The sequence below is a fragment of the Streptomyces sp. SCSIO ZS0520 genome (assembly GCF_025643355.1).
GTDB classification, from domain to species: Bacteria; Actinomycetota; Actinomycetes; order Streptomycetales; family Streptomycetaceae; genus Streptomyces; species Streptomyces physcomitrii.
Genome location: NZ_CP092644.1, coordinates 4907733 through 4922540, shown reverse-complemented (window position 1 = coordinate 4922540; position 14808 = coordinate 4907733). Strand labels below are relative to the sequence as shown.

Sequence of the window (14808 nt, the reverse complement as noted above, 5' to 3'; positions counted from 1 at the left end):
GTGTCTACCTCTGGGGACGTGGTGGTCAGGAGCGGGCGGTCAGTTGCCGTAGGCCAGCATGAGTTTCTGCTGGGTGCCGGAGTTGCTGAGCCGCGTGCTGGAGATGTAGAAGCGCCCGTCCACGTAGTCGATGTCCCGGGAGAAGAAGCTGTTCTCGATCTCCGAGGGGCCCGAGGGGTTCTGCAGGAGCTTCTTCGGCGTGTGGCTCTTGCCGCCGGCCGGGATCGCGTAGACGGTGCCGCCGCCGTCGTAGGTGGGCTCCAGATACGCGATCAGGTTGCCGTCCTCGACCTTCATCGGGAGCAGCGTGCTGTCGCCGGGCGCCTTGGTGCGCCACTTCTCCTTGCCGGTGTCCAGGTCGATCGCCACGACCTCGTTGGCGCCGCCGGTCTTGTCGGTCGGCAGGTAGAGCGTGTCGGCGTCGGCGGCGACCCCGGAGCAGCTGCTCAGCTCGCGGCCGATGGAGAACATCCCGCACTCCGGGGCGAAGGGCCCGTCGACGCTGACCTCACTGCGGGCCGCGCTGCTGTTCTCCTTGAAGGTGGTGATGTTCCACTGCTTCTTGTCCTTGTTGGTGAGGTACACCACGACCGGCTTGGTCGAGTACACCTTGTCGACCGTCCAGCCCTTGGGGAACGCCTTGTTCCACTTGGTCTTGCCGGTCTTGGCGTCGATCTCCTCCAGCTCGTCGTGCTCGTTGGGCTGGCTCGCCGCGCAGGACAGCGAGACGAGGATCTTCTCGCCCCCGGCGAAGCCGTTGGGGAAGCAGACGCCCTCCTCCTTCTTGCCCTTCTCCCAGATCTTGTCGCCGCTGGAGAGGTCGTAGCCGGTCCCGGACATCGAGCGCCCGACGACCAGGGTGTTGCCGGTGATGCCGAGGCTGACGCTGATGGTGCTGTCGAACATCCCGCCCTCGCCGAGGGTCCGGGTCCAGCCCTTCTTGCCGGTCTTGAGGTCGATCAGCTGGAGCTTGTTGCAGCGGGCGGAGGTGGACCGGCCGTTCTCGTAGGCCACCACGACCTTGCCGTCGGCGCTGGCGGTCTGCGTCGCCCCGCAGATCTTCGCCGGGAAGGTGATCTTCTCCCAGGCCGGCTGGCCGCCGTCGATCTTGTAGCCGACGACCTCCTTGTACGCGGCCTTCACCGCGACCTGGTCGGTGATCCACATGCCGGGGGCGTCGCCGCCCGAACCGGGCACGTCCGGGGCCTCCTTGTACCAGAGGACCTTCGCCTCGCCGTCCTTGCGGCCCTCGTTGAGGTCCTCCTGCTCCTCCTTGCCGTCACCGCTGCCGTCACCGGGGTTGATCGGCGCGGAGGCGGAGGGCTTGGGGTCCTTCTCCTTGGCCTCGGGCTTCTTGTCGTCGTCGCCGCTCAAGGTCACCGCGGCGACCACACCGCCCGCCACCAGGAGCACCGCGACGGCCGCGGCGATCACGATGCCGGTCTTGCCCTTGAAGAAGCCGCCGGGACCGCCACCGGGACCGCCGGGACCGGGAGCGCCCGGGAACTGCTGCTGCGGATAGCCGTATCCGGGCTGCTGGCCGTAGGGACCGGGCTGCGTCGGCGCGTTGTACGGACCCGGCTGCCCCGGCTGCTGACCGTAGGGCCCGGGCTGCTGGCCGTAGGGACCCTGCTGGGTCGGCTGGCCGTACGGGCCCGGGGCGCCCGGAGGCTGCTGCGGGTAGCCGTAGCCGGGCTGGCCCGCGGTGGGCGGGGTGTTCGGGGGCGGGGTCGGCGGCATGCCGGGCGGCGCGGCGGGCGGCGGGCCCGCCGGGCTCTGCGGCGGCCGGCCGGACTGGCCCTGCTGCGGATCCTGCGGTGGTCCGAAACCGCCGGAGGGCGGCTGGTTGGGCGGCTGAGTCATCAGCGCTTCCCCCTTCACTGATTTTTCGGCACGCCAGTCATGCACAGGTCGTTTCTCGGTCGTCTTTCTATCACCCGGGGGTGCCCGGGTTTGCCGCCGGTGCGCCCCCTGTACCCAAGGGAGGACCGGCTTGTGATGCCGCTGTTACGCGGCGGCGCGCGCGGTGAGCGGGCGCAAACGGGGCGTACCGCTCAGGCGTCCTCGGCGAGTTCGAGCCAGCGCATTTCCAACTCCTCGCGCTCGGCGACGAGTTCCCGCAGCTCCGCATCCCATTTCGCCACCTTTTCGAAATCAGTGGCATTGTCGGCGATCTGCTGGTGCTTGTCGGATTCCTTCTGGGAAATCCGGTCGAGTTGCCGCTCGATCTTCTGCAATTCCTTCTTCGCGGCCCGCTGTTCGGCCGCCGAGACCTTCTTCTCCTGCTTCTCCTCGGCCGCGGGACCGCTCGCGGGCACCGCCGGGGTGCTCGCCTCGGCCATCCGCGCCCGGCGCTCCAGGTACTCGTCGATGCCGCGCGGCAGCATCCGCAGCGTGGTGTCGCCGAGCAGGGCGAAGACCCGGTCGGTGGTGCGCTCCAGGAAGAAGCGGTCGTGGGAGATGACGACCAGGGAGCCGGGCCAGCCGTCGAGCAGGTCCTCCAGCTGGGTCAGGGTCTCGATGTCGAGGTCGTTGGTCGGCTCGTCGAGGAAGAGCACGTTCGGCTCGTCCATCAGGAGCCGCAGCAGCTGGAGCCTGCGCCGCTCGCCGCCGGAGAGGTCGCCGACCGGGGTCCACTGCTTCTCCTTGGAGAAGCCGAAGGTCTCGCAGAGCTGCCCCGCGGTCATCTCGCGCCCCTTGCCGAGGTCGACGCGCTCGCGGACCTCGGAGACCGCCTGGAGGACCCTGAGCGCCGGGTCGAGTTCGGAGACCTCCTGGGAGAGGTAGGCGAGCTTCACCGTGCGGCCGACCTTGATCCGCCCGGCCGCGGGCTGCACCTCGCCCTCGCTGCGCGCGGCCTCGGCCAGCGCCCGCAGCAGCGAGGTCTTGCCCGCGCCGTTCACCCCGACCAGGCCGATGCGGTCACCGGGCCCGAGCTGCCAGGTCAGGTGCCGCAGCAGCAGTTTGGGTCCGGCCTGGACGCTGACGTCGGCCAGTTCGAAGACGGTCTTGCCGAGCCGGGAGGAGGCGAACTTCATCAGCTCGGAGCTGTCCCGCGGCGGCGGTACGTCCTTGATCAGCTCGTTGGCCGCCTCCACCCGGAACCGCGGCTTGGAGGTGCGCGCCGGTGCCCCGCGGCGCAGCCAGGCCAGCTCCTTGCGGACCAGGTTCTGCCGCTTGGCCTCCTCGGTGGCGGCGATCCGCTCGCGTTCGGCGCGCGCGAAGACGTAGTCGGAGTAGCCGCCCTCGTACTCGTAGACCGTGCCGCGCTGGACGTCCCACATACGGGTGCAGACCTGGTCGAGGAACCAGCGGTCGTGGGTGACGCAGACCAGGGCGGAGCGGCGGACCCGCAGATGGCCCGCGAGCCAGGAGATGCCCTCCACGTCGAGGTGGTTGGTGGGCTCGTCCAGGACGATCAGGTCCTGTTCGGCGATGAGCAGCTTGGCGAGGGCGATCCGGCGCCGCTCGCCGCCGGAGAGCGGGCCGATGACGGTGTCCAGGCCCTGCGGGAAGCCGGGCAGCGCGAGCCCGCCGAAGAGCCCGGTGAGCACATCGCGGATCCGGGCGTCGCCCGCCCACTCGTGGTCGGCGAGGTCCCCGACCACCTCGTGCCGCACGGTCGCCGCCGGGTCGAGGGAGTCGTGCTGGGTCAGCACCCCGGTCCGCAGCCCGCCGCTGTGCGTGACCCGCCCGGTGTCGGCCTCCTCCAGCTTGGCGAGCAGCCGGATCAGGGTGGTCTTGCCGTCGCCGTTGCGCCCGACGACACCGATCCGGTCACCCTCCGAGACGCCGAGGGACACCCCGTCGAGCAGGGCGCGGGTGCCGTAGACCTTGCTGACGGTCTCGACATTGACCAGATTGACGGCCACCAGGACTCCTTCTTGCGGTTCGGCCGCACCGCAGCGCGCGGGGCGGCTCGGCGTTCCAGCCTAGGCGTTCGGCCGGGGGGCGGGCGAAGCCGCAGCCGCCGGTCCCTCCGGTACCGGTCCTGCGCGCCGCTCCCGTACGAGCACGTCCGGCCCGCCGTACGAAAGCGTCCCGGCTGCCGTACGAAAGCGCCCGGGCCCGGCGGTCAGACGACCGTGGCCCCCGGGGCGGGCGAGGTGGCGGTGCGGGCGGTGCGGCAGTGGCCGGAGGCGGTCAGGGCGGCGGCGATCCGCTCGGCGGCGCTCTCGTCGGCGGCGAGGAAGGCCGTGGTGGGCCCCGAGCCGGAGACCAGGGCGGCGAGCGCGCCCGCGGCGGTGCCGGTGGCCAGGGTGTCCCGCAGCGCGGGGAAGAGCGAGAGGGCGGCGGGCTGGAGGTCGTTGGCCAGCCGGGCGGCGAGGGCCTGCGTGTCCCCGGTGCGCAGCGCCGCGAGGAGCTGCTCGTCGGCGGCGGGCGCGGGCACCCGGCGGCCCTCGGCGAGCCGGTCGAACTCCCGGTAGACGGCCGGGGTGGAGAGCCCGCCCTCGGCCGCGGCGAAGACCCAGTGGAAGCCGCCGCCGACGTCGAGCGGCTCCAGCTTCTCGCCCCGCCCGGTGCCGAGCGCGGCCCCGCCGACCAGAGCGAAGGGCACATCGCTGCCCAACTCGGCGCAGATGTCGAGCAGTTCGGCCCGCGAGGCCCCGATCCCCCACAGCCGGTCGCAGGCGAGCAGGGCCCCGGCCGCGTCCGCGCTGCCGCCCGCCATGCCGCCGGCGACCGGGATGTCCTTGGCGATGTGCAGCTGGACGTCGGCCGGGCGCCCGTACCGCGCGGCCAGGGCGAGCGCGGCGCGGGCGGCCAGGTTGGTCTCGTCCAGCGGCACCAGCTCGCTGCCCGGTCCGGTGCAGCTCAGCGCGAGCGCGGGCGCGGGGGTCGCGGTGACCTCGTCGTACAGGCCGACCGCGAGGAAGACATTGGCGAGGTCGTGGAAGCCGTCGGGGCGCGCGGACCCCACCGCGAGCTGGACGTTGACCTTCGCCGGAACCCGGACCGTGACCCCCACCGCGTACCGCCTCTCCCCGTGTGCCGCTGCTGCCGTTGCCTGTGCTGTTGCTTCCGCCGCTGCTGGTGCTGTTCCCGCTGCTTCGGCTACTTCCGTTGACGCCGCTTCCGGTGGCCGGCCCGCCGCCTCGCTCACCCGCGGGCCTCCGCGATCCGGGCGAACTCCTCGACGGTGAGCGCCTCCCCGCGGGCCTGCGGGGAGACCCCGGCCGCGCGCAGCGCCTCCTCGGCGGCGGCGGCCGAGCCCGCCCAGCCCGCGAGGGCGGCGCGCAGGGTCTTGCGGCGCTGGGCGAAGGCCGCGTCGACCACCGCGAAGACCTGCTTGCGGGTGGCGGTGGTCACCGGCGGCGACTCCCGGCGGACCAGCGAGACCAGTCCGCTGTCGACGTTCGGCGCGGGCCAGAAGACCGAGCGCCCGATCGCCCCGGCCCGCTTCACCTCGGCGTACCAGTTGGCCTTCACCGAGGGCACCCCGTACACCTTCGAGCCGGGTGCGGCGGCGAGCCGGTCGGCGACCTCGGACTGCACCATCACCAGGGTGCGTTCGATGCTCGGGAAGGTCTCCAGCATGTGCAGCAGGACCGGCACGGCGACGTTGTACGGGAGGTTGGCGACCAGCGCGGTCGGCGGCGGCCCCGGCAGTTCGGTGACCCGCAGGGCGTCCTGATGCACCAGGGCGAAGCGCTCGGCGCGCTCGGGCAGCCGGGCGGCGACGGTGGCGGGCAGGGCGGCGGCGAGCACCTCGTCGATCTCCACGGCGGTGACCCGGTCCGCGGCCTCCAGGAGCGCCAGGGTCAGCGAGCCGAGGCCCGGGCCGACCTCGACGACCACGTCCTCGGGCCGTACGTCCGCGGTGCGCACGATCCGCCGCACGGTGTTGGCGTCGATGACGAAGTTCTGGCCGCGCTGCTTGGTCGGGCGGACGCCGAGGGCGGCGGCCAGTTCGCGGACGTCGGCGGGCCCGAGCAGGGCGCCGGACTCCGCGGCGGCGCTGTCGGTGGGGCCGGCGGCGCGGCCCTCGGTGCGGTCGGCCGCGGCGTGGTCCGCGCCGGCCCCGGGGCCTGCTGCCGCGCCGGATCGGTCCGCGCCGGATTCAGTGGTGCTCACCGCACCAGGTTACGGGGGCCCGGGCACCCGCCCCGCCACCGCATCCGACCACCACCGCACACCGCACCCGCACCCCCGCCCGGGGCGGACACCGAGGCGCCCGGGTACCGCCCTCGCGGGGGCGGTACCCGGGCGCCGGGTGGGTGCGGGCACAAGGCGCGACCCCGCACCCCGGACGGGAGGACCGCCCCGCCGCGCGGACGGGAAGGCCCCGGGGCGGCGGGCTCAGCCGCCGCGCATCCCGTGCGTACGGCTCCCCGCCGGACCGGCGCCGCTCACAGCCGCGCCCCGCAGACCGGCCAGGGCTGGGCCCCGCGCTTGGCGTAGAGCTGCTTGGCGCGGGCGGTCTGCTCCTCCGGGGAGGCGTGCTGGGGCAGTCCGGTGCCGCCGAGGCTCTGCCAGGTGCGGGCGTCGAACTGGTAGAGCCCGCCGTAGGTGCCGCTCGGGTCGACCGCGCCGGGGCGGCCGCCGGACTCGCACTGGGCGAGCGCGGCCCAGTTCGGGCCGCCGGAGGAGCGGGGGATGTGCACCGGGGCGCCCGCGGCCGGGATGTGCGGGCGCTCGGCGGGCGGGCGCTTCTTGGTGCCGGTGCGCACCACCTCGGGCCGGGGCTCGCGCAGCCGCTCGGCGTGCAGCCGCTGCGGCTTCTGCCGCTCGCCGTCCACGGTGCGCACCCGGTAGGTGACCCGCTCGCGGCCCTTCCTGCCGTCCTGCTGCACCACCTCGCTGCCGCGCAGCAGGCCGCCGTCCTTCTTGCGGCGGACCGGGAAGGGCACGTCCTGCTCGCGCACCTCGGTGGTGGTGCGGATCCGGGTGACCGTGACGGTCTGGCCCTCGCGCGGGAAGGCGGACAGTGCGAGCGAGGTGATGTCCTCGCCGCGCAGCCGGATCCCGGCCCGGTGCACCGCCTCGGCGACGGTGGCCGCGTTGGTCCGTACGGTGCGCCGGTCGCCGTCGGCCACGATGGTGAACTCCCGCGCGGTACGCACGTCCAGGGCGAGGCCCCTGCGGTCGATGCCGCGTGAGACGGGCGCCGAGAGATAGGCGCCCTCGGCGCGCACCCCGGCCTCGCGCAGCGCGCCCCGCACCGTGCGCTGCACGGTCCAGGAGGTCACGGCGCGGCCGTCCAGGTTGAAGGTGACCGGCCTGCGGTAGCGCACCGCGACAGTGTCGCCGTCGTGCAGTTCGGCCCCGGGGCCCGGCGCCACCACGTCGTGCTCCTCGACCTCGATGCCCTCCTTGGCGAGGAGTTCACCGACGTGGTCGGCGGTGGTGTGCAGGGTGCGCCGCTCGCCCTCGATGCTCAGCTGCACCGTCTTGTCCTGGGCGAGGGCCACACAGGTCCCGGCGGCCAGGGCGGCGACCACCAGCGCGGGCGGCAGCAGCCGCCGCACGGTGACCCGGCGGGTGGGCAGGGGGCGGCGGACGGGACCGGGCCCGGGGCCGGTGCGTCCCGCGGGGCGGGGCTCCGGCAGGCGCCGGGCGAGCACCGGACCGTCGGCGGGCTTGGTCAGGCACACGGCGGGCTGCTTCGCCGCGCAGGGCACCTTGCCCTTGCGGCGCCGGACGTGCCCGGTGGCGCGTCCGGCATGCGGGCGGTGCCCGGCCTCGGGGGCCGGCACCGGCTGCCTATCGTGCGACTCCTTGGAGTTGCGGCACTTCGTGTTACTGCTCACCACGGGGTCTCCCTAACGGGGCGGACAGAACCGGTGGCGAGCCTCGAACGCGCAGCGCGGTGAAACAAGCACCTTGTGTGATGAACTTTCGCGTGGCGCATCCGCCAGAGGTGTGAAAAATGATGATCCGTCAGTAGCCAAACGCCCGCGCGGTATTCGCGGACAAGGCCTCGGCCAGCAGGTTTTCCTCAAGTCCGCGCACTTTGGCCATGGCCCTGACAGTGAGCGGAATCAGATACGGCGCATTGGGCCGTCCGCGGTACGGCATCGGCGTCAGATAGGGCGCGTCCGTCTCCACCAGGACCAGTTCGAGCGGCGCCACCGCCAGCGCCTCCCGCAGCGGCCGGGCGTTCTTGAAGGTGACCGTCCCCGCGAAGGAGAGGAAGTAGCCCGCCTCGGCGCACTCGCGGGCCATCGCCGCGTCACCGGAGAAGCAGTGGAAGACGGTCCGCTCGGGGGCGCCCTCCTCCTTCAGGATCCGCAACACGTCCGCGTGCGCCTCCCGGTCGTGGATGACCAGCGCCTTGCCGTGCCGCTTGGCGATCTCGATGTGCGCCCGGAAGGACCGCTGCTGCGCGGCCACCCCCTCCGGCCCGGTGCGGAAGTAGTCGAGCCCGCTCTCGCCGACGCCCTTGACCTGGTCGAGCCCGGCGAGCCGGTCGATCTCGGCGAGCGCCTCGTCCAGCGCCGCCTCGCCCCCGGCGGGCCGCGCCGACTGCCGGGGCCCGCCGTGCCCGGCGTCCCCGAGCACGAGCCGGGGCGCCTCGTTGGGGTGCAGCGCCACCGTCGCGTGCACCTGCTCGTACTCGGCGGCCAGTCCGGCGGCCCAGCGCGAGCCGTCCAGATCGCAGCCGACCTGGACCACGGTGGTCACCCCGACCGAGGCGGCCCGCGCCAACTGCTCCCCCGGCGTGCCCGCCTGCATGTCCAGATGGGTGTGCGCGTCGGCCACCGGCACCGCGAGCGGCTCGGGCAGCGGGGGCGGGGTGTTCTTCGCGTCGTCCTTGGCGGGCATGCTCCCGATCCTACGGAGCCCGGTTCCGCGGGGCGTACGGGAGGCCCCGCGGGGCCTCGGCTTCCGGTACTCCTGGGAGTCGGCCGGAGCCGCCACGGGGCACGGCGTGTACGCCGGGCACGCGGTCCACCACCTCGTCTACGCCGGGCACGCGGTCCACCACCACCTCGTCGGGTGGCTGGCGGACGGCCCGGAGATCACCCCCGCCGACCGCCAGGGCCTCCGCCGCCTGATCGACCGCCTCCGCCCCCAGCTCGGCGAACCCGCCTGGCAGGCGATGGCGATGGGCGATGGCGATGGACCGCGCCTACCACCGGCTGAACGCCCCCGGAACCCGCCGGCCCCAGCCGGTCGGAGCCGACCGGCCCCCAGCCGGTGCCCCGATCTCAGCCCCGGCGCCGCTGGAAGGGGTGCAGCAGGTCGGAGAGCTGCCAGCGGTGTGCGCCCCCGGCGCCCTCGTCCGCGTGCGCGCCGGGGCGCACGGGCTTCTCCGCGGGCGCGGAGTCCCCGGCCCCGGAGCGCCGGGCGGTGCCGTAGTCCACCGGGACCGCACCCGCCGGGCCCGAGCCCTCGGCGGGCTGCTGCGGCATCAGGTACGACTGCACCGAGGAGACCCGCCCCGGCCGCATGATCCGTACGACATGGCCGCCGCAGTTCAGACAGGTCGGCCTGCTCAGCGGCGAGGGCACCCGCACCCCGTTCGCGAGGTACGTGACGTAGGGCTGCCCCTCGGCGTCGACGTGGTGCTCGATCTCGTACGCCTGCTCCCAGCCGTGGCCGCAGCGCATGCAGGCGAAGGAGTAGGCCTCGTGGACGGTGCTCCGCGCACCGGAGGGATCCGGGGCCGCCGCGCCGCGTGGGCCGGTACCGGTGATCTCGCTCATGCCAGCTCCTGAGTTCGCTGGACAGTCGCTCCCGGCGGCGGGCCACGCCTGCCGGAGGCACGGGACGGGTGCGTCCCCGCTTTCCAGTGGACGCCCCGGACGGCGTGCGGTCAGCAGTCCTGTTCGACTATTGGCCCCGATTTGGCCTTTTCCTGGTCAAGGACCCGTCCGCACGGCTTTTCGCTTTGCTTTTCACGATAGTCCTTTGCCCGCGCATGAGCCGCGCCGAGCCCCCGAACTCCCTGCTCAGCACCGGTTCCCGCGCCCCACGGGGCCCGCCGGAACCCCCCGAACCGCCCGCCCCACGACTCCGCTACGAGAGCCCCCGCCCGGCACACCGAGAGCCCGCACCGAACACCGCGGACACCCAGAGGCCGGCGCAGACGCCGCAGGCGCCGCCGCGGACGCCGCAGCCACCGCAGAGGCTGCGGCAGACACCGCCCAGGATGCGGACACCGCCGCCCCTACCCGCCCGCCTGATCCGCCTTCTTCGCGGCCACCACCGCGTCGAAGACCTCCCGCTTCGGCAGCCCGGCCTCGGCGGCCACCGCGGCGATGGCCTCCTTGCGGCGCTCCCCGGCCTCCTCGCGCACCCGCACCCGGCGCACCAGCTCCCCGGGCCCGACCTCCTCGGCCCGCTCGGGCGCCCCGGCGACCACCACCGTGATCTCGCCGCGGACCCGCTCGCCCGCCCAGTCCGCCAGCTCCCCGAGGCCTCCCCGCCTGACCTCCTCGTACGTCTTGGTCAGCTCCCGGCAGACGGCGGCCCGGCGCTCGGCGCCGAAGGCCTCGGCCATGTCGCGCAGCGCGTCCTCCAAGCGGTGCGGCGACTCGAAGTAGACGAGGGTGCGGCGCTCCTCGGCGGCCTCGCGCAGCCGGGTCAGGCGCTCGCCCCGCTTGCGCGGCAGGAAGCCCTCGAAGCAGAACCGGTCCACCGGCAGCCCCGACAGCGCGAGCGCGGTGAGCACCGCCGAGGGCCCCGGCACCGCGGTGACCCGGATGTCCCGCTCCACACACGCGGCCACCAGCCGGTACCCCGGGTCCGAGACCGACGGCATCCCCGCGTCGGTCACCAGGAGCACTCGGGCCCCGCCCGCCAGCGCCTCGACCAGATCGGGGGTCCGCGCCGACTCGTTGACCTCGTGGTACGAGACGATCCGGCCGCCCGGCTGCACCCCGAGGGACTGGGCGAGCCGCCGCAGCCTGCGGGTGTCCTCGGCGGCGATGACATCCGCCGCCCGGAGTTCGGCGGCCAGCCGCGGCGGGGCGTCGGAGACCTCCCCGATGGGGGTGCCTGCCAGAACGAGTGTGCCTGTCGCTGTCATCGAGCCCTTCTCACCGCGCCTGCCGCCCCGCCCCGGTCCGCCCGCGGCCGGCCCGCCGGCGGAGCACCGGCACCGGTCCTGTCCACGGACGTCCACTGTAGAGAGGTGCGCGGCGCCCGCTCGCCCCGCGGCGTACCGGCCCCCGCCGCCCGGCCCCCCGGCAGGGGCCGCCGAGCGGAGTCGAGGGCAGTGGAGAGGACCGGCCGCGGGACTCCCACAGCCGGGTTCCCTACGATGGCGCGGTGACCAGTACCGCGTCCTCCCCCCAGACCCGGCAGGGCAAGACCGCCGCCCGCGCGCAGTCGGGCCGGCGGTGGCCGCGCGTTCCCGGCCGCAGGGCCCGGGCCGCCGAGGACGTACGCGAGCGCCTGGTGCCGCCCTTCGCGGTGATGGGCCCGCGCGGTCTGCTCGCCCTCGGACTGCCCGCCGCCGACGCCGCCCGGCTCTCCCGGGTCTTCGCCTGGCTGGGCCCGCTCCTGGTGACCCTCGCCGCCGGGCTCATGCGCTTCTGGCACCTCGGCAGCCCCAAGGCCGTCATATTCGACGAGACCTACTACGCCAAGGACTCCTGGGCGCTGATCCACCGCGGCTACGAGGTCAACTGGCCCAAGAACGCCAACGACCAGGTCCTGGAACAGGGCAGCGGCATCACCCTGCCCACCGACCCCTCGTACGTGGTGCATCCGCCGGTCGGCAAGTACGTGATCGGGCTCGGCGAGTGGATGTTCGGCTTCACCCCGTTCGGCTGGCGGTTCATGACCGCGCTGCTCGGCACCCTCTCGGTGCTGCTGGTCTGCCGCATCGGGCGCCGGATGTTCCGCTCCACCTTCCTCGGCTGCGTCGCGGGCGCGCTGCTCGCCGCGGACGGGCTGCACTTCGTGATGAGCCGCACCGCGCTGCTCGACCAGGTGCTGATGTTCTTCGTCCTCGCCACCTTCGGCTGCCTGGTCCTGGACCGCGAACGCGCCCGGGCCAAGCTCGCCGCCGCCCTCCCGGTGGACGCCGAGGGCCGGGCCCGCCCCGATCTGCGGATCGCCGAATCCTTCCGCTTCGGCCTGCGCCCCTGGCGGATCGCCGCCGGGATCTGCCTCGGCCTCGCCTTCGGCACCAAGTGGAACGGCCTCTACATCCTCGCCGCCTTCGCCGTGATGGCCCTGTGGTGGGACGTCGGCACCCGCCGCACCGCGGGCGCCCGCCGCCCCTACCGGGCCGTCCTGCGCCACGACCTCGGCTGGGCCTTCCTCTCCACGGTGCCGGTCGCCTTCACCACGTACCTGCTCTCCTGGCTCGGCTGGATCCTCTCCCCCTCGGACGGCAGCGGCGGCTACTTCCGCGACTGGGCGGCCACCGACGGCAAGGGCGGCAGCTGGACCTGGCTCCCCGACTGGCTGCGCAGCCTGTGGCACTACGAGTACGAGGTCTACAAGTTCCACGTCGGCCTCGACTCCCCGCACACCTACCAGTCGAACCCCTGGAGCTGGCTCGTCCTCGGCCGCCCCGTCTCCTTCTTCTACGAGTCCCCCGCCCCCGGCAAGGACGGCTGCCCCCCGGGCACCACCGACAAGTGCGCCCGCGAGGTACTGGCCCTCGGCACCCCCCTGCTGTGGTGGGCCGCCTGCTTCGCCCTCGCCTACCTCCTCTACCGCTGGTTCTTCCGCCGCGACTGGCGCGCCGGCGCCCTCACCTGCGCCATCGCCGCCGGCTACCTCCCCTGGTTCCTCTACCAGGACCGCACGATCTTCTACTTCTACGCCGTCGTCTTCGTCCCCTTCCTCTGCCTGGGCCTCGCCATGCTGCTCGGCGCCCTCCTCGGCCCCCCGGGCGCCGACGAACGCCGCCGCGTCATCGGCGCGGTCGGCGCGGGCACCCTGGCCCTCCTGATCTTCTGGAACTTCATCTACTTCTTCCCGCTCTACACCGGCCAGCCGATCCCGATCGGGGGGTGGCGGTCGCGGATGTGGCTGGATACGTGGATCTGAGGGGGCAGATGTATCCGGCAGCGCTGACCTGCGGCGGAAGCACCACGCACACACCGGCTGCGGCAGGAGGCGCGATGCGAGGCCACTGCTTCTGATCCGCGCTCTAGCACATCACTCGTCTCCGTACCCGGCATTCACTGCAAGACATCGCGCATAACGCCAGGTTTCGCCACCCTCACTCGGCGCCCACCTGGCCTTTCTCCGTTCTGCGCCAGACAACGCCAGGCCCCGCCACACCCAGTCGCCATGGGCAAAAGCCGCAAATTGCCTGGCAGTTCGCGAGCAGGGCTTGCTTGACCTCGTTGACTTGCGCTTTTCTCACCTCAGGGCACCTCAGGGGGCCTCAATCGGTCTCAAACGACCGCAAGCGAGCAGATCGTTCGCGGTCCATGTCTCCCCGCGTACGCACAAGGGCCTGGCTCCGGATGCCGCCGAAACCAGGCCCGTGCGCGGGGCAGGGTGGGTCCGGCCGAGTAACCGGCGGCCGGGCTCACTCACAATCCCGACCAGTCTTCCGGCTCACCCTTCGCACGTCACAGAAAGTGCTCGACGCACCCCGCGATGGCAGTGACCGTGGTGAGGAACAACGCCGCCAACTGCACCCGGTCCGTCCGCGGTCGATCCGCTCGAACCCGGCGCCTGCGACGCCTTCCCCGCCTCTTCGATCGCTCCATCCCGTCCGGCCTCCCATCCTTCTGCACCCCCAACTGCACGGGGTCCCACCCGATTTGGGCAGGGGCTTCTGGAAGGACACCACCGGACAACACGCAACTTACCGGCGCGCCAGTCATCCGCTCGACCACGCGCCACCATTCGCCAGGGTCCGCCACGCTGCCCGCCGGACATGCGGGCACCGACGAACACTCCGGCGCGAAAGACGGCCTCAGGAAGTGCGGTACGGGGCTTCACGGCGTCGAGAGACGGGTCGGGAGCACCCCCCATTCATGTGACAAGTAAGATGATCATGAGTCTTTCCCGGGCACTCCCACCTGGCGACTCCCTCGCACGCATGCCCTTCAGCAAGTCTCTCGGAGCTCCCAGTTGAACCATCTCCACGCCGCTTTCCTGTCTGCCTTTTCCGCGTGCATACCGATGATTCTCCTGTTGAGCCGCATAGGGACAGCGATCCCAAGCTGACCGCCCGTCAGGCGAGGGCGCTCGTCTCACCCCGCCCCCTGTCCGCGAAGCCCCGGCGCTGCCAGGATCACTCCCCATGGATTTCTCCGAAGTGGTCCGCCGTCGCCGCATGATCCGCCACTACGCCGACAAGCCGCTCGCCCCCGAGGTGATCGAGCGGGTGCTCGACAGCGCGCTGCGGGCGCCCTCGGCCGGGTTCTCGCAGGGCTGGGCCTTTCTCGCGCTGACCGAGCCGGCTGACCGGGCGCGCTTCTGGCCGTTCGTGCCGCGGCGGGTGGAGCAGACGCCGACCATGCAGGACGCGCCCCTGGTCGTGGTGCCGCTCGCGCACAAGGCGGCCTACCTGGAGCGTTACGCCGAGGCCGACAAGGGCTGGGAGGACCGCGCGGAGGCCCGCTGGCCAGCGCCGTACTGGTACATCGACACCGGGATGGCCGCCCTGCTGATGCTGCTCTCGGCGGTCGACGAGGGGCTGGGCGCCTGCTTCTTCGGCATCATGCCGGAGCAACTCGACGGATTCCGCGCGGAGTTCGGCATCCCCGAGGAGTACGCCCCGATCGGCGGCATCTGCGTCGGCTACCGCGCCGAGGACGTTCCCCCGCAGCCCGCCCGCATCGCCGAGCGGCGCCGGGACAAGGAGGATGTCGTCCACCGGGGGCAGTGGGGGCGGCGCGGCTGAACGGGCCGGACGCCCGCGACCGGCCCCGAAAAGCCTTA

General features: G+C 73.1%; 10 protein-coding genes. 2 read left to right on the top strand and 8 right to left on the bottom strand.

Going from position 1 to position 14808, the window contains the following annotated elements:
- Positions 1–39: 39 nt before the first annotated feature.
- The 8 genes from MID12_RS19440 to rsmI all read right to left on the bottom strand — a co-directional run bounded on the left by MID12_RS19440 (position 40) and on the right by rsmI (position 10975).
- Positions 40–1863, bottom strand: coding sequence for a PQQ-like beta-propeller repeat protein (locus MID12_RS19440; protein WP_263169206.1), 1824 nt, complete (start codon positions 1861–1863; stop codon positions 40–42).
- Between the two features lie 191 nt (positions 1864–2054).
- Positions 2055–3872 (bottom strand): ABC-F family ATP-binding cassette domain-containing protein, encoded by a 1818-nt coding sequence (locus tag MID12_RS19435; protein WP_040252498.1) that lies wholly within the window; start codon positions 3870–3872, stop codon positions 2055–2057.
- 203 nt (positions 3873–4075) lie between these two features.
- On the bottom strand, positions 4076–4969 hold the full coding sequence (locus MID12_RS19430) for a 4-(cytidine 5'-diphospho)-2-C-methyl-D-erythritol kinase (RefSeq protein WP_263169204.1): 894 nt from the start codon (positions 4967–4969) through the stop codon (positions 4076–4078).
- A 131-nt stretch (positions 4970–5100) separates the two neighbouring features.
- A complete protein-coding gene (gene rsmA, locus MID12_RS19425) occupies positions 5101–5937 on the bottom strand; it encodes a 16S rRNA (adenine(1518)-N(6)/adenine(1519)-N(6))-dimethyltransferase RsmA (RefSeq protein ID WP_263173286.1) in 837 nt (278 codons plus the stop codon).
- Between the two features lie 413 nt (positions 5938–6350).
- Positions 6351–7751, bottom strand: coding sequence for a resuscitation-promoting factor (locus tag MID12_RS19420; protein ID WP_263169201.1), 1401 nt, complete (start codon positions 7749–7751; stop codon positions 6351–6353).
- 130 nt (positions 7752–7881) lie between these two features.
- A complete protein-coding gene (locus MID12_RS19415) occupies positions 7882–8766 on the bottom strand; it encodes a TatD family hydrolase (RefSeq protein ID WP_040252494.1) in 885 nt (294 codons plus the stop codon).
- 386 nt (positions 8767–9152) lie between these two features.
- On the bottom strand, positions 9153–9650 hold the full coding sequence (locus tag MID12_RS19410) for a hypothetical protein (RefSeq protein ID WP_040252492.1): 498 nt from the start codon (positions 9648–9650) through the stop codon (positions 9153–9155).
- A 464-nt stretch (positions 9651–10114) separates the two neighbouring features.
- Complete coding sequence (gene rsmI / locus MID12_RS19405) at positions 10115–10975, bottom strand: 16S rRNA (cytidine(1402)-2'-O)-methyltransferase (RefSeq protein ID WP_040252490.1); 861 nt, start codon at positions 10973–10975, stop codon at positions 10115–10117.
- A 242-nt stretch (positions 10976–11217) separates the two neighbouring features.
- Between rsmI and MID12_RS19400 the strand changes: the two genes are divergently transcribed.
- Positions 11218–12954: a dolichyl-phosphate-mannose--protein mannosyltransferase gene (locus MID12_RS19400; RefSeq protein WP_263169193.1), complete on the top strand. Its 1737-nt coding sequence runs from the start codon at positions 11218–11220 to the stop codon at positions 12952–12954.
- A 1213-nt stretch (positions 12955–14167) separates the two neighbouring features.
- Entirely contained in the window at positions 14168–14770 is a 603-nt protein-coding gene (locus MID12_RS19395; RefSeq protein WP_263169191.1) for a nitroreductase family protein, read from the top strand.
- Positions 14771–14808 lie beyond the last annotated feature (38 nt).

Coding starts and splice junctions, on each gene's coding strand:
- MID12_RS19440 (WP_263169206.1), bottom strand. CDS start 1,863: ATGACTCAGCCGCCCAACCAGCCGCCCTCCGGCGGTTTCGGACCACCG.
- MID12_RS19415 (WP_040252494.1), bottom strand. CDS start 8,766: ATGCCCGCCAAGGACGACGCGAAGAACACCCCGCCCCCGCTGCCCGAG.
- MID12_RS19410 (WP_040252492.1), bottom strand. CDS start 9,650: ATGAGCGAGATCACCGGTACCGGCCCACGCGGCGCGGCGGCCCCGGAT.
- rsmI (WP_040252490.1), bottom strand. CDS start 10,975: ATGACAGCGACAGGCACACTCGTTCTGGCAGGCACCCCCATCGGGGAG.
- MID12_RS19395 (WP_263169191.1), top strand. CDS start 14,168: ATGGATTTCTCCGAAGTGGTCCGCCGTCGCCGCATGATCCGCCACTAC.